This window comes from uncultured Haliea sp., from assembly GCF_963973825.1.
Taxonomy (GTDB): Bacteria; Pseudomonadota; Gammaproteobacteria; order Pseudomonadales; family Halieaceae; genus Haliea.
This window is the reverse complement of sequence record NZ_CAXBAE010000008.1, coordinates 119,882-141,399: the sequence shown is the minus strand read 5'-3', so window position 1 is coordinate 141,399 and position 21,518 is coordinate 119,882. Positions and strand designations below refer to the sequence as shown.

Annotated in this window: 20 protein-coding genes; 11 read left to right on the top strand and 9 right to left on the bottom strand. The window is 58.9% G+C overall.

What is annotated here, in order from left to right; all coding sequences use genetic code 11:
* Positions 1 to 82: 82 nt before the first annotated feature.
* The gene (locus AACZ17_RS11130; protein ID WP_290746114.1) at positions 83 to 1,891 is read right to left on the bottom strand and encodes an AMIN domain-containing protein; all 1,809 of its coding nucleotides are present in this window, start codon (positions 1,889 to 1,891) and stop codon (positions 83 to 85) included.
* Between the two features lie 5 nt (positions 1,892 to 1,896).
* Positions 1,897 to 2,613 carry an ABC transporter ATP-binding protein gene (locus AACZ17_RS11125; RefSeq protein ID WP_290745992.1) on the bottom strand — a complete coding sequence of 239 codons (717 nt, stop codon included), beginning with the start codon at positions 2,611 to 2,613 and terminating at the stop codon, positions 1,897 to 1,899.
* A 46-nt stretch (positions 2,614 to 2,659) separates the two neighbouring features.
* Between AACZ17_RS11125 and AACZ17_RS11120 the strand changes: the two genes are divergently transcribed.
* Positions 2,660 to 3,502 carry an outer membrane lipoprotein-sorting protein gene (locus AACZ17_RS11120; protein ID WP_290745989.1) on the top strand — a complete coding sequence of 281 codons (843 nt, stop codon included), beginning with the start codon at positions 2,660 to 2,662 and terminating at the stop codon, positions 3,500 to 3,502.
* A gap of 84 nt (positions 3,503 to 3,586) precedes the next feature.
* Here the strand turns inward: AACZ17_RS11120 and AACZ17_RS11115 are convergent, their stop codons facing one another.
* From AACZ17_RS11115 to AACZ17_RS11085, 7 genes are all read right to left on the bottom strand, one after another.
* Positions 3,587 to 4,228, bottom strand: coding sequence for a PEP-CTERM sorting domain-containing protein (locus AACZ17_RS11115; RefSeq protein WP_290745986.1), 642 nt, complete (start codon positions 4,226 to 4,228; stop codon positions 3,587 to 3,589).
* A gap of 392 nt (positions 4,229 to 4,620) precedes the next feature.
* The gene (locus AACZ17_RS11110; protein WP_290745983.1) at positions 4,621 to 5,298 is read right to left on the bottom strand and encodes a hypothetical protein; all 678 of its coding nucleotides are present in this window, start codon (positions 5,296 to 5,298) and stop codon (positions 4,621 to 4,623) included.
* A 169-nt stretch (positions 5,299 to 5,467) separates the two neighbouring features.
* Complete coding sequence (locus AACZ17_RS11105; protein WP_290745980.1) at positions 5,468 to 6,688, bottom strand: ABC transporter permease; 1,221 nt, start codon at positions 6,686 to 6,688, stop codon at positions 5,468 to 5,470.
* Between the two features lie 48 nt (positions 6,689 to 6,736).
* Positions 6,737 to 7,960 carry an FtsX-like permease family protein gene (locus AACZ17_RS11100; RefSeq protein WP_290745977.1) on the bottom strand — a complete coding sequence of 408 codons (1,224 nt, stop codon included), beginning with the start codon at positions 7,958 to 7,960 and terminating at the stop codon, positions 6,737 to 6,739.
* Positions 7,961 to 9,376, bottom strand: coding sequence for a hypothetical protein (locus AACZ17_RS11095; protein WP_290745974.1), 1,416 nt, complete (start codon positions 9,374 to 9,376; stop codon positions 7,961 to 7,963).
* Between the two features lie 31 nt (positions 9,377 to 9,407).
* Positions 9,408 to 10,139: a PEP-CTERM/exosortase system-associated acyltransferase gene (locus tag AACZ17_RS11090; protein ID WP_290745971.1), complete on the bottom strand. Its 732-nt coding sequence runs from the start codon at positions 10,137 to 10,139 to the stop codon at positions 9,408 to 9,410.
* Between the two features lie 88 nt (positions 10,140 to 10,227).
* Positions 10,228 to 10,866: an acyl-homoserine-lactone synthase gene (locus AACZ17_RS11085; protein ID WP_290745968.1), complete on the bottom strand. Its 639-nt coding sequence runs from the start codon at positions 10,864 to 10,866 to the stop codon at positions 10,228 to 10,230.
* 323 nt (positions 10,867 to 11,189) lie between these two features.
* On the opposite strand from AACZ17_RS11085, the gene AACZ17_RS11080 reads away from it, so the two are divergent.
* The 10 genes from AACZ17_RS11080 to AACZ17_RS11035 all read left to right on the top strand — a co-directional run bounded on the left by AACZ17_RS11080 (position 11,190) and on the right by AACZ17_RS11035 (position 21,424).
* Positions 11,190 to 12,116 (top strand): THxN family PEP-CTERM protein, encoded by a 927-nt coding sequence (locus AACZ17_RS11080; RefSeq protein WP_290745965.1) that lies wholly within the window; start codon positions 11,190 to 11,192, stop codon positions 12,114 to 12,116.
* 253 nt (positions 12,117 to 12,369) lie between these two features.
* A complete protein-coding gene (locus tag AACZ17_RS11075; protein ID WP_290745962.1) occupies positions 12,370 to 14,124 on the top strand; it encodes an ATP-grasp domain-containing protein in 1,755 nt (584 codons plus the stop codon).
* On the top strand, positions 14,111 to 15,130 hold the full coding sequence (locus AACZ17_RS11070) for a glycosyltransferase family 2 protein (RefSeq protein ID WP_290745958.1): 1,020 nt from the start codon (positions 14,111 to 14,113) through the stop codon (positions 15,128 to 15,130). The genes AACZ17_RS11075 and AACZ17_RS11070 overlap by 14 nt, the downstream gene beginning before the upstream one ends.
* Before the next feature lie 74 nt (positions 15,131 to 15,204).
* Positions 15,205 to 17,013 (top strand): asparagine synthase-related protein, encoded by a 1,809-nt coding sequence (locus AACZ17_RS11065; protein ID WP_290745955.1) that lies wholly within the window; start codon positions 15,205 to 15,207, stop codon positions 17,011 to 17,013.
* Positions 17,014 to 17,066: 53 nt separating this feature from the next.
* Entirely contained in the window at positions 17,067 to 17,318 is a 252-nt protein-coding gene (locus tag AACZ17_RS11060; protein ID WP_290745953.1) for a phosphopantetheine-binding protein, read from the top strand.
* Positions 17,319 to 17,323: 5 nt separating this feature from the next.
* A complete protein-coding gene (locus AACZ17_RS11055) occupies positions 17,324 to 18,139 on the top strand; it encodes a hydrolase 2, exosortase A system-associated (RefSeq protein WP_290745950.1) in 816 nt (271 codons plus the stop codon).
* Positions 18,136 to 19,041: a hydrolase 1, exosortase A system-associated gene (locus AACZ17_RS11050; protein WP_290745947.1), complete on the top strand. Its 906-nt coding sequence runs from the start codon at positions 18,136 to 18,138 to the stop codon at positions 19,039 to 19,041. The genes AACZ17_RS11055 and AACZ17_RS11050 overlap by 4 nt, the downstream gene beginning before the upstream one ends.
* A gap of 21 nt (positions 19,042 to 19,062) precedes the next feature.
* Positions 19,063 to 19,995: a polysaccharide pyruvyl transferase family protein gene (locus AACZ17_RS11045; protein ID WP_290745945.1), complete on the top strand. Its 933-nt coding sequence runs from the start codon at positions 19,063 to 19,065 to the stop codon at positions 19,993 to 19,995.
* The gene (locus AACZ17_RS11040) at positions 19,989 to 20,774 is read left to right on the top strand and encodes a sulfotransferase (RefSeq protein ID WP_290745943.1); all 786 of its coding nucleotides are present in this window, start codon (positions 19,989 to 19,991) and stop codon (positions 20,772 to 20,774) included. The genes AACZ17_RS11045 and AACZ17_RS11040 overlap by 7 nt, the downstream gene beginning before the upstream one ends.
* Before the next feature lie 62 nt (positions 20,775 to 20,836).
* Positions 20,837 to 21,424: a hypothetical protein gene (locus tag AACZ17_RS11035; RefSeq protein WP_290745940.1), complete on the top strand. Its 588-nt coding sequence runs from the start codon at positions 20,837 to 20,839 to the stop codon at positions 21,422 to 21,424.
* Positions 21,425 to 21,518: the final 94 nt, after the last annotated feature.

Sequence of the window (21,518 nt, the reverse complement as noted above, 5' to 3'; positions counted from 1 at the left end):
TTCTTTACCACACTCTAAGGCAGGAAAGGGGAGCCGCCAAGGCGCAAATGCGGCACTGGCTCACACTTTGGCGGGTAAAGGGCTAGAACCAGCGGCGCAGTTCAATAAAAACGCGGTCGCTGGCGTCATATTGCCCGAACAGGCCAATCTCGCTGCCGCCGAACAGGTCTGCGCCGAATTGCAGGCGCCACTCCTGTGTGACGTTCCAGCTCAGGCGGGGCTGCAGCGACCAGTCACTGCGGTTCAGGCCGGTGAGGTACAACACCTCGGCCTCGACACGGTCACCAAAACGCCGGTTCACCAGCAGCGTGATACCCGTTTCATCGCGGTCGGAGAGCAGTGCCGCGTCGTAATCCGCGAGGTGACGACCGTACACCTGGGCATCGAAGCGCCAGTCACCCAGGGGCAGCATGACGCCGAGCACGTAATCCAGGCCGTCGCTCTCCCGCAGGCCGTTGGGCGCATCGGGGTCCAGCGAGAAGTAGCTGCGGCCGCGGGTGTAGACGGCCTCGCCCTTGAACACAAAATCGAGGAAATCCTTGGAGAACGTACCGCCGAACTGCTGGATGCGGTCATGGCGCAGCTCCAGACCAAGGCCTGTCTGGTAGAGTGTGGGTGCCACGTCGGTACTCTGGTAATAGAATCCACTCAGGTCCCAGCCGGAAAGCAGGTAGGAAAAACGCCCACCGAGGCCGTGGTTGGCGACCTTGCTGCGGCCTGGCTTACGTTCCGTAACAGGCGTGCCGGGCGCTACCGGAAACGGGTAGAAATCCGCACCCGGCTCACCGATCCTGTCGTAACTGGGATACGGCACCCACAGCAATTCCAGATGCGCGTCCCCCGCAAACCGTTCCGCGCGCACCGCCCACTGCGGAATACGCATGGTTTCGAACTCCTCCAGGAAGAACTCCCGGGTGTCGCGCGCTGACACCACATCGGCGAGGAACAGACCCACCATCTCCCCCCACACCACATGCTGACGCCCCAGCCGGTATTCCCAGTCGCCAGCGCCAAAATCCAGGTAGGCCTCGCGCAGGGAGGCGTCGTGCCGCTGGTCGCGACGCACCGCAAGGGGGTAGAAGTCGTCCTCTACGCTGTAGGCTGCGTCGCCTTCCAGGCGTCCGACCACCTTGAAACGCGCGCCCCAATCAAGGCTGCCGCTCACCCCCAACTCCAGGCGGGCGCGGAGCTTGGACCAGTGTTCCGGTTGCGCGGTGTTGTAGGCGGCCGCCAGCTCGCCGTAACCACCCACCAACAGGTCACTGACGCCGGTCGCCGGAGCCGCTTGTGGGCTCGCCGCTGGCAGCGGCGCCGCTGCCTTCTGCGGGAGCTCCCTGCGCTGTGGTCGGGACACACTGGATGCCGGCCGGGCAGCATCGGCCGCCGCCAACGGCGCGGTCGCCCGGCTTTGGTGCTCCAGCGGCGGAGCGGCCGCGCGCGCCACGGACTGCTCGCGCGAGTAGATATCCAGAACCAGGCGGTGGCCACCGTTGGCATCCGGGCCCAGCACAAAACTTTCGTGGCGCAGGTCACCGTCCGCCAGGTCCAACACCAGGCGCAGCGTATGGCCCTCATGCACCCCGGTGCGCAAACCCGCCACCGGCGTCGCCGCGAACAGGCCGGGGGCCGGAGGCTCGGCGAGCTGCGTGTTCTTGAGATCAATCACGATGCGGTCCGGGCCCGACAGTTCGAACAGGTCGAATCGCGGCGCGGCGCTCAGGTCAACCACCATGCGCGTACGTCCTGCCTCGCGACCGACCCGGATGCCGGCGCTGGCAGGCGCAGCCCGATTGGCCTCGGCAGCGTCGCTACCGGCCGCTGCAACAGGCACAGCTGAGCACATCCCGAGCGCTGCACAGGCGAGAAGCACTGCCCGGCAGCCGGACAGCATACGATTCACGCGCCCGCCTCCTCCGCCTGCAGGGCCCCAGCGGTTTCTTCGCGAAGAATGCGGCCGTCTTCCATATGAACCAGGCGATCTGCCATGGCCATCACGTGGCTGTCGTGGGTGGAGAACACGAAGGTGGTACCGGCCTGGCTGTTGATGCGCTGCATCAGCTCAAGAATGCTGCGACCGGTCTCACGGTCGAGGTTCGCGGTCGGCTCGTCTGCCAGCACCAGCCGGGAGTGGGTGGCCAGAGCGCGGGCAATGGCGACCCGCTGGCGCTGACCACCAGACAGCTGGTTAGGCCGGTGCGAGCCATAGCGCGCCAATCCAACCATGTCCAGGTAGTGCGCGACCCGCTCGCGACGCTCGGCGCGTGACAGCTCCCGCAGCTGCAGCAACGGATACTCGACATTTTCCTCGGCAGAGAGCACCGGCAGCAGGTTAAAGGTCTGGAAGATAAAGCCCAGGGTGCGCGCCCGCACGTCCGCCAGCTGATCCGGCGTCTTGCCGGAAACATCCTGCCCGTCAATCAACACGCGCCCCGCACTTGGCGTGTCGATACAGCCGATGATGTTGAGCAGCGTGGACTTCCCGCTGCCCGAGGGCCCGGCAATGGCCAGGAACGCGCCCGGCTCGACCGCCAGCGACACATCGCGCAGCGCTTCCACCACCTGCTCACCGAGTGGATAGCGTTTACTGACCTTTTCTACCTTTACAATCGCCATTACACAGCGCCAGAATGCTGTTACACGTGGCCACAGGATAGCACCCATGTTCCGGCAACTTCGCAAAAATCCTGACTTTTTGACCATTTTGGGGGGGGTGCTGCTGGCCTCCCTGCTGGCGCAGAGCCCGGCGCTGGCAGAGCCCCGGGCCGCTGCGGACACTGCTGCGGGCGCTGCAGAGCCCACCGACACCCAAGGCGGCGGCCCGGCGGCGGACGCTCCGGACGCCACTGCCCTGGTACAGCGCGCCGATGCCATCCGCTTTCCCCGCGAGAGCTTTGAAACCCTGGTGACCGTGACCAACTACAGCGCCGACGAGGCCGGCGATGTGCGCGAGTACAAGGTGATGTCGCGAGGCAATGAAAACACCATCGTGCTCACCGAATCCCCGGCCTCCGAGCGCGGCCAGGCCCTGCTGATGCGCGGGCGCGACCTGTGGATATTCATGCCCACCGTCAGCCAGCCCGTGCGCCTGTCGCTGTCGCAGCGGCTGACCGGACAGGTGGCGAACGGCGACCTGGCCCGAGCCAATTTCGCGGGGGACTACACCGCGGCACTGGCGGGAAAAAAATCGGTGGATGGCGAGGATGCCTGGGTACTGGACCTGACTGCTGCCGGGCGCGGTGTGACCTACGCCAGGGTGCGCTACTGGGTGGCGGTTGCCGATGACCGACCCATCAAGGCGGAGTTCTATGCCGTGTCCGGTCGGCTGCTGAAAACCAGCCGCTATGAAGCGTTTCGGGACATGGCAGGACAGGTGCGCCCCACCCGCATCGTCATCGAGGACGCGCTCAAGGACGGCGACTATTCCGTGCTCGAGTACAACACCATGACCATCAAGGATCTGCCGGAGCGGATGTTCACGCAGCAATACTTGCGGAGGCTATAGGCCCCGTTTCTTCGACGGGCTATAAAGCGAGGCGCTCTTAACCTGCTGGTCCAGAGCGCCTGGAGAGAAGTACGACGAGAACAACTAACGGGTGCGGCGCACCCGGATGCCAAGACCCAGAAGACCAAGACCGAAGAGCAGCAGTGTTGACGGAACCGGTACCGATGCCTCGGCACGGCTGAACGTCAAATCGTCCATTGCCCACGCCCAACCATCATTGGGCTGCACTCCGTCAATACGTCGGACATCGCTGGCCGTGAACGCTACGGGGACAAACACACTGCTACCCGAGGTGATCGTCAGGGTTTCAAGTAACGCGTCGGCGGCATCGTACAGGTTGAACGTCACCGAGTCCCCGCCGAGGCTGTCGAGCTGGAGGCTAATGTCGAAAACCGGCATATCAAACAGAATTCGCACAACATCGGCACGATTGCCGGGGCAGAAAAGACTCGCATCCGCGCAGTTTGTGAGCACGTTCGGGCCACTGGGCGGTGTCACCCCGTCAGGGTCCGGTGCGGCGTTGATATCCACCGGGGCGCCATCTTCCAGCCCCAGAAAAGTCACCCCCACGCTCGCGTACTGATCCGTGATCGGCGTATTCGGCGCGATAGGACTACCGAGACCATCAACGTCAAAGTTGATCACAATCGGTGCAGCCATGGTGAGCGACGAAGCGAAAAGCAACGCCACCGAGCCAAGCACATTTTTAATAGGATGGTTTTTCATGTTCTTTTTCCCTGTGTGAGTTGCATACGCCAGTGGTTACCAGCACATCCCCTGCCAGAAAATGCATTAATCAATTAAATCAATGAGTTATATTAAAAAGAGGAGCCTTGGCTGCACAGCATCGTACTTGATTTGTAAAAAATATCGACAGCACACGGCGCTCGCTGCAGGGACAGTCAAGCGGCAGGGTGCTCCGTAGCGCGTGATCCATGGTACGCCACTAGGTGGCGGTTGACGATGACAGGCCTATCAGAGCCGGGATCTTTGCCTTCTTTCTCAAGTCGGCTGATGAAACCAGCGATCAAGAAGCGTTTCAGGACATGCAGAACCCGTGCAGCGCTCCGCGGCAACCGCTTTTGGCAGGGGCAGCTTCTGCTCTGCCCCCACCCTATTCAGCCCTTCGCGCGAAGGCGAGCGCTCATCAGCATCAGGCCCAGGCCAATAAGGAACAAGGGGCCGGGCACCGGCACTTCGGAAACAGGTTCCACTTCACGCACCTGGTAGGCAGTGATGTGCACGTTGCCAAAGCCGTTGCTGGCCAGAGACAGGGTTTGCGAGGCACCGCCCGCGGTGAATTGCCCCACGGCGAACTGGCCAAGGCCACGGGCGCTTGCATTCAGGTTCACGTTGTTGCCCAGGCCGTCTCCGAACGTCATGGTGCGGCCGGAACAGCAGCTACGCAGATCCGTGTACCAGACTTGTACGATGTAGCTCATGCCGGACAGCAGGTTACCGCCACCGATGTTCAATGACCGCGATGTCCCGCCGCCGAAATCGAAGCGACCCAGCAGCAGATCGTAATTGGCATCGCCGGTTGACGCACCACCGAGTGGATTGATAGTCGTTGACTGGGGCAGCAGCGCGGCGCTGTTGGCAAACACGACGCCATTTACGGTGACCGAGCCGGCATTGCTCGGGCCCGCGTTGACCGCCTCGATCAGGTTACCGCTGACCACAACATCCGCTGCGCCCGCCGTGTTCTGGGCACCGCTCCATGTGATCGGCGCCGAAAACGCCAGGGACGAACCCAACAACGCCACACACGCCACTACCGATCTGATTGCACTCATTTTGCGCCTGTCCCTGAAAGATGAAGGTTTACCTACTGACTACTATTTATAATGCAAGCCTTGAGCCAACTCCTTTAACGCCTTGTTTTTTCGAAGATATTTAATTTCTTCGGGCAAGCGCTGGCTAGCCTTTGTAAAGAATCCTGACACCCTGCCCGCGGGGCGGCACCTACACCGCCTGCCGCAGTGAGTCGGCGATATCCGCCCTGGCCGCGCGCCGAGCCGGGCGCAGGGCTGCGACAATGGGTGCCAGCAGCCCGATCAGGAAAGACACCCCGGTGATCCACCAGGCCAGACGAACCAGGGCGATGTAGGCGATGTCGGAGTTGGGCGGCGGCGGCATGGGAATACCGATCCAGGAGATCAGCAGCGCCAGGCCATTGCCCGCGACCGCGCCGAGTGTGGCACCGGCCATGCCCAGCAAGGCACTTTCCAGCAGAATCAGGCGGGCGATTTCCCGCCGCGGCGCGCCGCAGGCCTGCATGGTCCCAAACTCCGCAGCGCGTTCGTAGACACTCATGTTGATGGTATTGCCCACACTCAGGCTGACCATCAGCAGAATCACCAGGACCAGAAAGCCGAACTGCTGGCGATACAGCGCCACGGTCTGCTCATAGAACGGGTTCAGGCGCTTCCAGTCCAGAACCTCAAAGCCCTCCCCGGCCAGCGCGGCCTCGGCCGCCTGCTGCGTTACCGACGTGGCGTCCGTGCGGCTCAGGCGCAGTAACGCCAGATGCACACCAGCATCGCCGAGCAGCGCCTGCGCCGCAGACAGCGGAATCCGCACTGCGCGGGCGTCATAGTCCTTGGAAAAGGTCTGGAAAATGCCCACCACCTGAAACTCCAGCACGTTGACCGCGCCGTCCGTGGTGTTGGTGAGCAGGTCGACCCAGTCCCCGGGCTGCAGATCAAGTGCCTGCGCCACCCCGGCACCCAGCATCAGGCCATAAGGGTCGGCGTCGGTGAGCTGGCGCCCTGCGGAAACATTGATGTAGGTACCCAGGCGCGTCTCGGCGTCGGGCTCCACGCCCTCGCCGATGATGGCCCAATCCGTGCGCCCATTGTTCAGCAAACCGCTGAACACCGAGCGCAGCAACACTTCCTCGACATCGGGAATCGATGCCAATGCCTGCCGCAGCGCCTCGGGCTCCTCAATCAGATAGGCAGACGGGTCACGACTACCCTGCTCACGGTAACCCACGCGGTTCACCTGCAGGTGCCCGGATTGGGAACGAATCATCGATTCGCCCAGTTCATCCACCGTGTCCTTGATAAAGCCGCCAGCGAGGATCAGGGCCACCACACCGAAGGCAATGGCCAACAGGGTCATCCACGACCGGCCGCGCTGTCGCAGAACATTGCGGGTGGCAAGTTGCAGCAGCGCCTTCACTGCCTCGTCCCCAGGCAGTGCCCGCGAGCACGGCCATTGGCCAACGACTCAGCGCACATGGCGGATGGCCTCCACGATTTCCATGCGCGATGCGCGCCAGGCGGGGTAGAAAGAAGCCAGCGTGGTGGTGAGCACGGCAATCAGCAACACCTCCAGCACCATCACCGGCGTGATCAGCAGGGCCGCGTGGTAACTCCGGGCAAAGGTCGGTGGCGGCGGCATCTCTATGGCCGCCAGGGCCAACAGCTGACCTGCGCCCAGGGCTGCCAACAGCCCCAGCGCCGCGCCCAGCAACCCAAGCAAAGCGCCTTCCAGCAGAAATCCGCGCAGCACCGACGCCCGCGTGTTGCCCAGCGCCATGACCGTGCCGATTTCACCGGTGCGTTCCAGCACGCTCATCATCATGGTGTTACCAATACCGAGGAGAATGATGAACACCACGATGCCCTTTACCAGGTCCAGCTGCTGCTCGAACAGCACCGAAGCCCGGGCATAAAATTCGGCGAGGGCGTACCAGGGTTGCACATCGAACGCGGCTGACGGTAGCGCGGCGCGCACCGGGCCCAACGCGGCGTCCGTGGCTGCGGTATCCTGCAGGAACACCAGCCAGGCATGGGCGCCCTCCACCTGGGCCAGCTCCCGCGCCAGGGAGAGGGGCAGCAGCAGTGCCGCATCATCAAACTCCTGGCTGAATGAGCTGAACACCCCGACCACCTCGGCTTCCGCCGCCCCCAGCTGGCCCTCGGGTGTATTGACCAGCAGCACCACCGAGCCACCGGGCGCCACCTCGAGCTGCCGCGCCAGCCCCTCCCCCAGCACCACCTGCTGATGATCGCCAGGCGCCAGGCGACGGCCCTGCTCTATGCGCAGGGCGCGATCGTCCAGCATATCCCGTGCCGGGTCGATCCCTTCACTCATAAAGGGCAGCGTCTGCTCGGCAAAGCTCACCAGGCCATTCAGCAACAGGCGCGGTGAGACCGTCGACCCCGGGGGCAGCAGAGTCGGGTCCAGCGCAATCTCGGCGGGCAACAGATACGACCAGGGATCGCTGCGGCCGCGCTCCTGAAAACCGGGGCGCGTGATCTGCAGGTGGCCATACTGCGAGCGGATCGTGGCTTCCCGGAACTCCTCGAACATGGCTTCATTGAAGCCAGTGGCGACCAGCAGGGCGGTCACGCCGAAGCCGATGGACAGCAGCGCGGTGAGGCTGCGACGAAACTGCCGGCGCAGATTCCGCAGGGCCAGCAACAGCGCCATCAACAGGCCGGGCACTCAGGCACCCCCCGGAAAGTAGCGGAACTTGCGCTCGTAATCCAGGCCCATGCCGTGGGGGAATGAGGCGTAGGAAAAGCAGCGCAGTTCAGGCACTTCAGCGTCGCGGCGCGCGGCGGCCTCGGCCACCAGGGACTGCAGCTCGGCGCCCACGGCCTCCGGCCCACGGCGCGCGACCTGCGCCAGCTGCACGTCCAGGCGCAGACCACCCTGGGCCGGTGCCAGCACGCGAAAAGCCCCCGACAGCTGGTCAGCGACCGCCGGCCGCCGATACAGCAGGGCCTTGAAATGATCCACGTGCCAGTCGGCGTTGACCCTATCCCGGGCACGCCCGTGCATCGCCAGCATGGGAAACGGCACTGCGGCAAGCGCTGCGCGCTCGGCCTCGGTCAGGGGCTCGCGGTCGGCCGCCGTGAGCCAGCGCGCGCGATCACCCGTGCGATAGCGAATCATGGGCACAGGCGCCTCGCGGTCGAGCATGGTGATCACCAGGTCACCCACGCCGTCCGCCCCTGCGTCTACAATCTCCACGTAGCTGCGCAACGGGTTGAAGCAGAAGTAGGACGGCAGGGGCTGGTCGGGATTCTGTCGATGCAGGGCGCGACGCAGGGCAATGGTTTCGGACGTTTCGAAAAACAGGTTCAGCCCCAGCTCACCCACGCCCATGGAGCTGCCAATCAGTGTGCCACCCGGCTCGTCCAGGGGTACCTGCAGGGCGGCGGCGAGATAGCTTCTATAGTCCTCGGAGAACATTTCTTCGCCGAGAATGACGTTCATGCGCAACTGCGACCAGTCGAATGCCTGCTCGGCCGCATAGTCCAGCAGGCGCTTGCAGAACAGCGGGTCAGTGCAGAGGATGGCCTGGTCAAACAGCGGGCCCGCCTGGCGGAGGATCGCCAGCGCCATGTCCTCGCGAACGCTGACATTGGCGACGCAGACCGTATTGGAGGTGAACACCACACCCATCGGCAGGCAGTTCACCAGCAGGGTAGACCGCTGGTCGATGCCAAACGCCTGCTGCAGACCGAGGTCGATGTCGTCGGGGGTCAGGTGATGCTGTCGGCGGGTGCTGACGCCAAAGGCAAAGTTGCTGCCGCCATGGCCGGAGCTGGTGAGCACGCCGGCCAAGGCAGTGGGTGGCACCTTGTCGACCATGAGCTGCTGGATGGGGAACCGTTCGAAGAGGTCGGCCTTGGTGAGGATGGGCGCGCGCTGCAGCACCTGTTCACCGCTGGCGCACTGCTCCGCTCTTACCCCGGCCTCCTCCAGCAGGGTGCGATAGGCCGTGCAATGACGCGCCGCGCGCTGAAACACCGCGGGCAGGCGCTTGCGACCCGCAGCAAGGAGTTTTTCCGGCGTCTGCCGCGCAAGCAGGGACAACAGTACAGTGCGTTTGAGTCGGCTCAGGCGTGACATGAAAAGGGTCGAGTCGCTGGCAAGCGCATCATCACGGTCCGCTGCGGAACCACCACAGCAAGGCCGGATTGGAGGCCTCAAGTGCCTCCTCCAGCTTGCGCAAGTCGCCAAGGTAGGGCGTTACCGGGCCGTAGTAGTCGCTTTCCGGGCCAATGGGGGTGAAGTCGAACCCGTAGATCCGCAGTACGCGAGCCAGGCCCTTTTCCATGGCCGCATACCAGTAGCGGATGCCGTTTTCACAGCTGAAGCGGTAGATTTGCCGGTACAGACCGAGCACCAGCAAGGGGGCATTGACACGCTTCTCGCCGCGCGGTGATTCGTCGACGGCGCCCGGGCCTTTCAGGTGCGACTCGTTGATCCCCCACAGGCTGTCACCGGCACGCCGCCGGTACTCGCGCTTGACCGCAAGGCGCGACACCTCACCTGATTCTGCTGCCGGCGGTGGCTCAAAGTCGGCAAAGGGCGGGCAGTGCTCAAAGAACGGCAGCCGCTCGCCCTCCACAGGCATCACCAGGCGTGCGGTGCCCGCCACCACACCCTCGGCGTTGGTGGCGGAAAAATGTGCGGACCGCGCATCGTAGATGTCCGTTTCGAGGCCATCGGGGTAGCGGGCGGCGTTCAGGAAGTGGCACTCCAGGCAGTAAATCTGGTAGCGCAATGCATAGAGATCGGAGAGTTCCGCGGTTTCACTGCCACGATCATAGGAGTGGAGCGAAAAGTATTTCGCCAGGGCTCCCAGCGATGCTGCCGCGTCGCGATCCATTGCTGTCTCCACTAAGACGTTTTCATTATCTCTGGAGCATAGCACCAATCGGTGGCACGCCCGAAGACAAACGACAACTGAGGTAAAGCTAAAGCGTCGAGTCCAGCCAGTGTAGCAGTGTGGGATTCACCTGCGCCAGCCGCCGTTGCAGGGCGGAGAGTTCCAGCAGGTAGGGCGCAACCGGGCCGTGGTAGTCAACCGACGGGCCGATACGCTCAAACTCAACTCCAATGCGACTCAACATGCGCACCAGGGGCCGTTCCATGGCCGCATACCAGTAGTCGACACCCTGCTGCAGGCTGTATTGGTACATTTCCCGGTACACAGTAAGGATGACCGTACCGGTGTCTCCACCCCCGGGCGGGGTCCGGCAGCGCTGGTTGAGGACCAGGCGCGACACCTCCCCGGCGCTATGCGAAGGAGGCAGCGAGGCATTTTCGAAGAGCGGGCAATGTCGCTGGAACGGGAAGCCTGCACCCGCTGCATCCAGCACCAGCCGCACTGAACCCGCCACCTCATCGTCGCGGTCAAAAGCCGCGAAGCACCTGGCACGCGAGTCGTAGTCGTCGCGTTCAAGCCCCTCTGGATAGTCCGCCGTGGGCAGGAAGGCCCTCTCCTCACAATACACGCTGTAGCGCAGCCGATAGATCCGGCGCAGTTCCTGTGGGTGGGTGACTATACGGGTACTCAGCCAGTGTTCCGGACGGAACGCCTTGGAATTGGTCATAAAAGGATCTTGCCTTCTGAGTGGCCTTGCGCTGTTGGGTTTTGTGGAAATGACCCCTCGTATCCCGCCAAGGCCGGAGCCATGTTACGAGATTGCGGCAGCTGCGGAAAGCGGCTGTCAGGAATTTTTACACCAGGGCGGGAGACAGGCGATAGAGCGATAGGGGGGAACTCTCAACCCATTGTTTTTGCTCATTTTATTTTTATTGGCACGTGCATTGCTTTACAACTCGTGCGACGGCGGCCAGGCCACAACCACTGGCCGGACGCTAACACTCCGATACCCCCAGGGCACTGTCGGAACACAATACCAGGAGATTCATGATGAAAACGATGATCAAGACAGCAGGCGCAGCGAGTCTCCTCGCGATGGCCGTAGCTGGTACTTCCGCGGTGGCAGCGCCGCTTGCGGAGCTGGGTTTCAGCCAGCACGCGGGCTTTGGTGAGCCAACATTCTTCGGCACTTCACTGCAGTACAAGCCTGCAAGCGATGTGGTCAACACCGACCCGCTTGCGCCAGCCGGCACCCTGACCAGCTTTGCTTGGGAAGGCGCTAACGACCCCGTTGAGTCGTCGATCGCCATTGTGTCGTACAATAACGGCAACGCGCCGACTGCGGATCTGGATGGTACGCCCCTGCGCTACACATCCACCTTCGCCGTCGATGGTGACGGGCAGTGGAATGAAGGCGATTGGTGGGTTATCGACACCATCACGCAGACCAACAGAACACTGACCACTCTCGGTGGTGCTGTCGTTGACCCGCTGTGGGTTGTCGACACGCTGGCAAACCTGCGCATCTACGCTGATGCCGCGCGTACTGATCTGGCCTATGCTGACCCCACCACCAACAACAGCATCAGCTTCAACGAAACGCTGAATACCAGCACTGAAGCAGCCTGCGCAGGCCTCAACCCGCTCGAAACGCTGTGCGATGACATCTTCACCGCATCATCCGACGCGTTTGCACCGGTTTCTTTCGTTCGCGACGGTTACCGTTACGACCTCAGCTTCACTCTGTTCGCCGGCACTTCTACTGACAACGGCGTTCCTTCCGGCACCTCAGAAGTTGTTCTGAACCCAGACGGTACTATCACTGTGTACACGCCTGAGTTCAACCCCGGCACCAGCTCTATCCATGTAGCGATGAGCTACATGGCGACGGCAGTTCCCGAGCCTTCAGTTCTGGGGCTGTTCGGCGCAGGTATGCTGGCGTTGGGCTTTGCCGGTCGCCGTCGCAAGAAGGCCTAAGCCGATCCCAAAGGCCCATGCGTGCCCTGTATCGGGCTAACGAATGAGTCCCTCAAGTTGAAAACGGCCCGAAAGGGCCGTTTTTTTTGCTTGCACCAAGAGCAGCGCAGGACCGAATGTATCCACCAGTACCCAAGACTGTTAGCACCATGCCGCAGCGGATAATCCGCGGGAAGCGACAAGTGTTTCAGGCGTAGTCGGTGTTTTTGTTATAGCATCCCCAGATTCGAAAAGCCGGGGACGATCCCAGCAAGTGAAGAGAAAACAAAAAATCAAACGCATACTCGTACTCGATGCCGACATGGTCAGCGCCCTGACTATAGCCCGCTCGCTGGCGGCCAGGCACTTCGTCGTCGATGTCGCAAGTGCCAAAGCCGCACCAATTGCCGCCTACTCAAATTCAGTGGCCGCACACTTTCAATACCCAGACCCGCTGCTGAATGAAGAAGATTTCCTGGCGTGGCTACAAGAACACATACACCATGCGCCCTACGCACTTGTCATTCCGGTAACAGAACGCAGCCTGGTGCCCCTCGCCCACGCTCGGGACCGGTTCCAGGAAACCTGCCTGGCAATAGCTGATGACGACAGCCTTCAGTTGGTTCTGGACAAGGCGGCAACCTTCTCGCTTGCCGAGCGGATCGGCGTGTCCACCCCACAGAGCCTTTATATCTCAAGCATCGACGAGTTACCGGCGTTGCTGCCGCAACTGCGCTTTCCGGTGGTGGTAAAACCCAGCCATTCCGTATCCGGGGGCGCCGCGGGTTACTCCAAGCGCAACGTCAGCTACGCGATTGACGAAGCTGAATTGATCCTGCAGTGCAAGGCGTGCCTCCGACACTCTTCAGTTATTCTGCAAAGCTACTTCCGCGGTCTGGGCGCCGGTGTAGAACTGATTGCCAAGCAAGGCGAGATCCTTTACGCCTTCCAACATCTGCGCTTGCACGAAGTCCCATTGACGGGCGGCGGTAGCAGCTTCCGCATGAGCACCGAACTTGAGCCCAGGCTCCTTGACGCAGCAACCAGGCTGATCCGGGAAATTCGCTGGACGGGTGTAGCGATGGTCGAGTTCAAGTGGAACCCGGCCACCAAAGAATACTGCTTGATGGAGATCAACGGACGTTTCTGGGGTTCCCTACCACTCGCCATGGCCGCCGGCGCCGATTTTCCAGCGATGCAGGCAGAGCTGTCATTGACCGGTGAACTTGGCACCTACCCCCCATACCGGCGCGGTGTGTATTGTCGAAACCTGCCTAGCGACGTCATGTGGCATGAGATGGTATTCCGCAGTCGTAGCGACCCAATCACCCAGGTTCCCTCGTTTGGCCGTGTATTGAAGGACTTGAGCAAGACATTCTCGCTCAAGCACCACTTCGACACTCAGAGCCTGAGTGACCCACTTCCAGGCCTGATTGAAATCACACGTCTGATAACGAACTATGGTCGCAGACTTCATGACATGCTCGCTGAGAAGATGTTCACACTTTCACAGCGTTTGCTTTGGCGCAATGGCACGGTTCGTGAGAGACTCCGGGAGTCAAAAACAGTCCTGTTCATATGTTATGGCAACATCAACCGTAGCGCGCTTGCGCAATCACTCATGACGGCCCAACTGCCCGCCGCTTCCAAACTGAAGGTGCTCTCGGCAGGCTTTCACAGGGAGGAACAGCGCCCCGCAGACCCGCGTATGGTGCGAGTGGCAGCAGCGCAGGGCGTAGACCTGACTCGTTCCCGGTCACGTCTGGTCGGCGACCGACTCTTGGCAGAAAGCGACATCATATTTGTGATGGAAAGGGATCATCGAAAGCGGCTGGTCGCGCTCAACCCAAAGGTGGCGAACAAGACTTTCTCGCTGGGCGCCTGTCTGACCGGGCCTAAACGGCTGCACGCCGAGATCGCAGACCCCTACAATAAATCCGAAACCGCCTATCGCGCATGCTTTCATGATATTCAACGTGCAGTAGCCTGCGTTGTAAGGCAATTGCCCCCCCATCATGCCGACCACTGAAACCCACAACAGGACCACCCCCGCCGGGGAAGAGAAGCTGAGCCAGCGCCCTTTTTTTTCCGTGGTCTTGCCGACACGCAATCGACCTGAGCTGTTCGAAAGAGCACTGGAATCGGTACTGAAACAGTCATTCCAGAACTTTGAGGTGCTGGTCGTTAATGATGGCTCTGATGATGGCAATCTAGAGCGCTACAAAGAACTGGAAACAACGTCAGACCCGAGAGTACGGTGGCACTACCAACCCCAGAGGCCCAATGGCCATGGACCCAGCTACTCGATCAACACCGGTGCTCAATTGGCGCGGGGGCTATACCTGTGCATCCTGGATGACGATGACAGTTGGGATGCAGTGGACCACCTGCAAAAAGCCCACGCCGCCATCAACGCTACAGGCACAGTGGATGCTTATTACAGCAACCAAACCGCCTACAGTGCGGATGGCAAACCCGTAAAGGGGGCGTTGTGGCTAAACGCTCTGGAGAAAAGACTACCGCGACCAGGTGTCACCCAACCGGTAGATGCTGAATTCCTTCTCAGCTGCCCCGGCTTTCCGCACCTTAATTGCAGTATCATTAAACGCGAGCTCTACCTTGGAATCGGCGGCATGGACGAGGGTATCCGCTACGAATGTGAAGTCGACTTGTACCTGCGCACGCTGGATGCCGCGACACTCATCCTCTACAACCCGACTATCATTGCGCGCCACAATGTGCCAGACGCCGCGCAGAAGGCGAACGTTTCCACCCAAGTAAACAGGGTGGGAAAGCTCCTTTCACAAACCACCATTTACCAGAAAAACCTGGCCACCGCCAACAGCACAGCGGTGCAGGACCGTTGCCGCGATAAATTGACCCTGGCTTACAAAAACCTGGCACAGGAGTTTGCCGGAGAGCGAAATTTCCACCGCGCCGCCACCTTTGCCAGAATGGCGCTGGCATTTCGCTACACAATCAAGTGGCGCCTCTACTGCCTGCAGCTAGAGCTGCTTGCGGCCTTGCGAGGCTGACGGGTGGGCACCACCACTCAGCATGACCTGCCCCTCCCACGGCGGGCCACCTAAACACTGGATATTGCAAAGCCATGGCTATTGAACACTCTTCGAACCTGACCGCGAGCATGCGAACGACCGCGTTGGCCTACAACCCGCAGATCCTTTCAGGCATTCCCACCGATGCGATTGCCCCCACGGACACTGACTTTATCCTATCCACCCAAAGCGCACAGCGCGCCAGCGGCCTCTGCGCTGTGATAGCCGGGCAACCGAAATTGTCCGGAGGCAGTCCCGGGCATGAATTCGACGGCAGCAATCTTCTTGATCTTTATGAACAGCACGGCAAGGACTGTGCCGCGTATCTGAGCGGAACCTGGGCTTTCCTCATCTCAGACCCGCTGCAACAAAGACTGATACTGGCAAGTGATCGCATGGGGCGCCTTCCAGTGTACTTTGGGGTGTCAGACGGCCATGTGGTTGCCAGCACAGCTCTATCTGACCTGCGCAGGCTATCCCCCCAATGCGCTGTGGACTGCCAAAGCCTCTACAACTACGTTTACTTTCACATGATACCGGCCCCCGGATCTGTATGGGACGGCGTGCAAAAGCTGCGGGCGGGCGAGCAGTTGGAGGTAACGCCCACAGGCTGGCGCACGTATCGCTACTGGACACCACATTTTTCCGAAACGGCTCGGGATAAGAGCCAGCACCACGCATCACTGCGGCAACACCTGAAAGAAGCCGTGCGCCGCAGCCAATCAAAGGCTGGTAAAACCGGAGCGTTTCTGAGCGGCGGCCTGGACAGCTCCACCGTTGCAGGCATGCTCAGTGAGTTGGAGGGAGGGACCTGCGATGCATATGCCATCGGCTTTGATGCCGAAGGCTATGATGAAATGGCCTATGCACGCATCACAGCGAAACGCTTCGGTATTCGACTGCATGAATACTATGTGACGCCCGACGACGTGGTTGCAGCGCTGCCTACCATCGCGGCGTGCTTCGATGAGCCCTTTGGTAATTCATCCGCCCTACCGGCCTATTTTTGTGCACGGATGGCAGCGGAAGATGGCATCACAACTCTGCTCGCGGGTGATGGTGGTGATGAGCTCTTCGCCGGGAACGAGCGCTACGCCAAACAAAAGGTATTTGAGCTGTACCGCTGCCTACCTGCCTGGCTGCAACGCGCCGTGATTACGCCTGCCATATCCACACTGCCTGACCTGCTGCCGGGGGTCGGAAAGGCCAAGAGCTATATCACCCAAGCCAACCAGCCGCTACCGGACCGCCTGCAATACTACAGTTTTCTTGAGCAAATCAGCCCCGACTCGGTATTCACCTCGAGTCTCATGCAGCAAGTCGATGTCAGCCAGCCTCTGAGGTTGATGCGTGAAACTTTCGATACACCTGAAAACGCTTCAAATCTGAACCGCATGCTGTTCCTCGACTGGCAGACTACCCTGGCCGACAACGATTTACGCAAGGTCTCACAAGTTTGCGCACTGGCCGGTGTTGCAGTGCGATACCCAATGCTGGACGATGATCTTGTGGAGTTCTCGACAACTTTACCCACACGTTGGAAACTGCCAGGGAATCGACTGCGTGAGTTCTACAAGCAAGCGCTCACCGATTGGCTGCCAGAAGCCACCATCAAAAAGGAAAAGCACGGCTTCGGCCTGCCTTTCGGAGTCTGGATGAAGGATCACAAGCCACTGCAAGAAATGGCATACGAGCATATACTCAAACTCAAAACCCGCGAGATCTTCAAACCTCAATTCCTTGAGGATGCGATTATCCAACACCGATCAGGACATGCCTCTTACTTCGGGGAGCTTATCTGGGTCCTTACCGTCCTGGAGATCTGGCTGCAAGCCAACGATCCCGGTTATCGTCTTGCATAGATTTCGTCAACAACCAACTTGTGCCCCATTGAACTTTCCTGAGGAACTACCACGTGACAGCACTTGAACTGACAAAGCGCCTTGTAAGGTCATGCCTGCAACTTGGTACGGACTACCCATTATCTGACGATACTGTACTCTTGGGCGGATTCCCCGAGTTCAATTCCCTCACCATTACCACACTAATCACGCAGATCGAGGACGCAACCGGCTGTGAAATCAGTGATCAGGAGATAAGTGGCGAGATATTTGAGACACTTCAGTCTCTGGCCGATTTTATTGAAGTGAAAATATCAGAGGCGTAATCAAATTGAGCCGGATTACCACCATCGCCGAGTTTATCGGGAATCAAAAACCTGCATTTTCACTGCAGTTTTGGCCGACCGAAGCCCCCAAGGCAAACATCATCTATCTTCCTCCGTTTGGCGAGGAAATGAATCGCTGCCGGTCGATCGTGGCGAACCAGGCTCGCTGGTTTGCGCGTCATGGCTCGTCATGCACGATTCTCGATTACTTTGGCACCGGGGAGAGCCAGGGAGAATTCGAAGATGCCAGCCTGGAGATATGGCGAGAAAATATAGCCAACGCGATCCAGCGAGTCAGCGAGCAAAACGATGCCCCAGTCACCCTGTGGGGATTCAGGCTGGGTGCTCTCATTGCTTTTGATTACGTATCTCACCAGCCTATAGCTCCACGCAAGCTCCTGTTCTGGCAGCCGGTTACGTCGGGCAAGCTCTTCCTGACGCAAATGTTGCGCCAGCGGACCGCATCATTGATGCAGTCGGGCAAAGAAGCAGAGACAACCGAGCAGATGCGGAGCGCACTTTCTGCGGGAAAAATTATCGAAGTGGCAGGCTACAAACTGGGAGGCGAATTGGCCACGGGGATTGATCGCCTTACCCTCGTTGCCAACAGTGTCCCTCCTGCCACCAACATCTTCTGGCTGGAGCACTGTAGTGATGGGTCGTCTGACCTGAACCTGAAATCCAGCAAGGCCATTGCGGAACTGCGAGATAAAGGCGCGACAGTAGAAGTCGGTACGTTTACTGGCGACCCTGTTTGGCAGCTGCACAAGCGCGCAGACTGCGATGACCTCCTGCAAAAGACAAGGGTGCTGAGCCTATGAGTGACCGAATTTCACCATTGAATGAATCAGCGTTCGCGTTCGACTGCGAGGGCAGCAGCCTTATAGGTTTCCTACACGGTGGTGACCCAAGTTGTGATGTGGGCGTTCTCACCATTGTACCGGGAGGGCCACAGTACAGGACCGGCGTCGGCCGACAGTTGTTGAGGCTCGCTCGTCGCCTCGTAGCTGACGGCGTTCATGTCATGCGTTTCGATCATAGAGGCCTGGGTGACAGTGAGGGAGAGTTTAGAGGCTTTCAATACATTAAAGACGATATTGAAGCGGCTATTGCGGAGTTCAAGCGCAGAGCTCCATCCGTGAAACGCATAATTCTCTGGGGGGGATGCGACGGTGCCTCAGCGGCGATTCTGCATGCGCACAAGCTACCAGATGTCGTATGCATTGTAGCGGGAAACCCGTTTGTCGGGTCGTCAACATCAACGTCCAAAGCGAGGCAGATGCACTATCTTGCGCGTATCAGGCAGAAGTCCTTCTGGATGAAGCTCTTGAAGCTGGAATACAAACTGGGTGACTACGCCGCTGGGGCTGTCAAAAGCATCCGACAGAGGCTGAAACCAAAGAACCCGAAGGCAAGACAGGACTCAGAACCCCAAGCAGGCGCAGGTAAAGACTTCTCTGCTGACCTTTTAGCCGGCTTAAAGATGTTCAATGGCAAGATACTGTTTTTGATGGGAGACAGGTTTTTACTGAGCACCGAATTTGATCGACTGGTGTCATCCTCACCGGCGTGGAGAGCGGCCTACAGTAAGCCAGGATATCAGCGACTGGACATCAAAGGAGGTGACCAGGTTTTCTCCACCCATGACGCGCAGGAAAGAATGTTCGGACTGGCAGGAAAGTGGATTCGCGAATCGTACCTGATTGAGCCTGCCAGAGCTTAGTCAACCGGCTTGAATACAATCATGACAGCTGGTCATCACGAATATGGGCTTACTATGAAGGTAATTTACTTCCAGGATCCAGAAGGCAACTTCGGAGATGAGCTGAACCGCTGGTTGTGGCCCAGACTGTTTGATGGCGCCGTTGAGGGCTTTGGTCACCACGGCATCGAAACCATGGAGGAAAATCGCAAGGAAAGCCTCCTCTTTTACGGAATTGGCACAATCCTTGACGACAGAATACCGGTCGACCCGAAGAAGATCATCTTTGGCAGTGGCTTTGGCTATGGCGACCCTCTTTCCAACCTCAAAAACTGTGACATTGTGTTCGTTCGAGGAAAGAAAACCGCAAAAGCCATTGGAGTATCCAGTGACAAGGCGCTAACCGACCCGGCGGTTCTACTACGACACTTTTTCCCCGTTGTTTCTGAGGAAGACAAGGTACATGACGTTTCCTTCATGCCACACCACAGCACGACTGCGGGGGGCTTTTGGGAAAAAGCGTGCAAAGAATCAGGCATCAACTACATCAGTCCTAAGGGGTTTGATGTCGAAGCTGTCGTTCAGCAAATCTCTTCCAGTCGGCTGGTGATCGCAGAGGCAATGCACGCTGCGATCGTGGCGGATACGTTTCGAGTACCGTGGATACCGGTAACCAGCGTTCCCGAGACGAACCCTTTCAAGTGGCAGGACTGGTGCGAATCACTCGACCTTAAATACCAGCCACACAGAATCACCCCCATCTACAGGAACTTGACTGGCAACCCAGCAAAGAACGCACTGAATAAAGTTAAAATCGTTCTCAGGCGTCGAGAACTCTTGTCTATTCGCAAAAAGCGAGGCTTAGCGATGCTGAGCGATACCAACGTTCTAGACGCCCGCCGAAGGATGATGGACCAACTGGTTGACGAACTTAGAACGCGTCTGCTCGTAAAAGAAGCGGAACACCCATGCTGACTTCAAAGATCCGCCGCCATCTCCGAAAAAGCTTTCGAATTAGGCCTAGCCACTGCTTTTGCCTGGGTGCAGCAAAAACTGGCACGACGTCATTCTCCGCAATGTTCGCCGACCACTATCGGTCGGCACATGAGCCCAATGTGGAGGACCTCACCAGAACTGTTGAAAAGGTTATTCTCGGGGAAATGCACCCGCAGGAAATCAAGGATTGGCTATACTTCAGGGACAGACAGCTAAACCTTGAAATTGAAGCCTCCCATCCTTTGGGCTATCTGGCACCGTGGCTACCTGAGGTCTTTCCGCGAGCCAAGTTTGTAATCACCATTAGGGACCCACTGCCCTGGCTCAAGTCACGTCTTAACTTTCACTACTACAAGACGCCCGAGGTATGGCAGCGTTATCGAGACTTCATTTGGGGGCGTCACCACCGCGGCTACGAACCAGAAGAGGCTGTTCTCAAAGAACTTGGACTATACTCATTGAATGCATATCTCACCCAGTACTCAGAACAATACAAACTACTGTTTGAAAATTTGCCAGAGGATAGAACTCTGATGCTGCGAACTGAACTCCTGAGTGACTCTATCGATACATTAGCGGCGTTTCTGGAACTTGACCCCACGACAATCATGCCGAAACACGAGAATGTTGTAACAGTTGATTCAAATGTGATTGACTTGCTTCCAACAGCTTTTGTGTCGAGCCGTATCAAGGAAAAGTGCGACTGGATAGTAGATCACCTTAGGAATCAAACCCCAAATTCTGATCTTGAGCTATAGGTATGAAGCTTACTTGTAGGACGATTCTTCTCGTAGCTGTCGTAATGTGCTCCGCATCAGTTGTGGCCGATCCCGCCCCTTGGGTCGGAATGTCTTTTGCTGGCATAGCGTGCAAAGGTGGTAGCGCAGGTAATTTCGGTCCATATGACTACGTCATCGACAAAGAAAAACTCCCTGTTGTCGAAAGACGACATTTTACGCCCCAAGTTGAACAGCTTGTTCGAGGCGAATCAACGCTTGATCCCATGCGCGATGTGAACTACACCTTAGTCAGGTTCCCCAACCACCACAGAGCTCTATACTCCGCGGTACGCTTTTCCTTGGGTGAAGCGCCAAACTCCAAGGGTGACTATTCCGCCGAGTGCTACCTACAAAGAGCTGTCAACTTCAGCCCTTCGGATCCGGTACCACATATGCTATTTGGCCTTTATCTACATCGACTGGGAAAATTGAATCAATCCCTTGAACATTATCGTATAGCGGAGAAGATGGCTCCAAATGACGCTAATCTGCTGTATAACTTCGGCCTTGCCCTATTCGACTCAGGAAATTTTTCCGAGTCCTATGAGTATGCCAAGCGAGCCTACGCTTCTGGAATGGACTTTCCGGCTCTCAAGCGAAAACTACAGAAAGCCGGGTATTGGAGGTAACTGTTTAAGAGGTGTTGTGCTGTCATCTTGAAATAATGGTTGGTCCCAGACTGGCGGCAATATCGCCTGATACTTAATGTCTGCAACTCGCATG

Bases quoted from the DNA above. Each gene is read 5' to 3' on its own strand.
- AACZ17_RS11130 (WP_290746114.1), bottom strand. From the start codon at position 1,891: ATGCTGTCCGGCTGCCGGGCAGTGCTTCTCGCCTGTGCAGCGCTCGGG.
- AACZ17_RS11125 (WP_290745992.1), bottom strand. From the start codon at position 2,613: ATGGCGATTGTAAAGGTAGAAAAGGTCAGTAAACGCTATCCACTCGGT.
- AACZ17_RS11120 (WP_290745989.1), top strand. From the start codon at position 2,660: ATGTTCCGGCAACTTCGCAAAAATCCTGACTTTTTGACCATTTTGGGG.
- AACZ17_RS11115 (WP_290745986.1), bottom strand. From the start codon at position 4,228: ATGAAAAACCATCCTATTAAAAATGTGCTTGGCTCGGTGGCGTTGCTT.
- AACZ17_RS11110 (WP_290745983.1), bottom strand. From the start codon at position 5,298: ATGAGTGCAATCAGATCGGTAGTGGCGTGTGTGGCGTTGTTGGGTTCG.
- AACZ17_RS11095 (WP_290745974.1), bottom strand. From the start codon at position 9,376: ATGTCACGCCTGAGCCGACTCAAACGCACTGTACTGTTGTCCCTGCTT.
- AACZ17_RS11090 (WP_290745971.1), bottom strand. From the start codon at position 10,139: ATGGATCGCGACGCGGCAGCATCGCTGGGAGCCCTGGCGAAATACTTT.
- AACZ17_RS11085 (WP_290745968.1), bottom strand. From the start codon at position 10,866: ATGACCAATTCCAAGGCGTTCCGTCCGGAACACTGGCTGAGTACCCGT.
- AACZ17_RS11080 (WP_290745965.1), top strand. From the start codon at position 11,190: ATGAAAACGATGATCAAGACAGCAGGCGCAGCGAGTCTCCTCGCGATG.
- AACZ17_RS11070 (WP_290745958.1), top strand. From the start codon at position 14,111: ATGCCGACCACTGAAACCCACAACAGGACCACCCCCGCCGGGGAAGAG.
- AACZ17_RS11065 (WP_290745955.1), top strand. From the start codon at position 15,205: ATGGCTATTGAACACTCTTCGAACCTGACCGCGAGCATGCGAACGACC.
- AACZ17_RS11050 (WP_290745947.1), top strand. From the start codon at position 18,136: ATGAGTGACCGAATTTCACCATTGAATGAATCAGCGTTCGCGTTCGAC.
- AACZ17_RS11045 (WP_290745945.1), top strand. From the start codon at position 19,063: ATGACAGCTGGTCATCACGAATATGGGCTTACTATGAAGGTAATTTAC.
- AACZ17_RS11040 (WP_290745943.1), top strand. From the start codon at position 19,989: ATGCTGACTTCAAAGATCCGCCGCCATCTCCGAAAAAGCTTTCGAATT.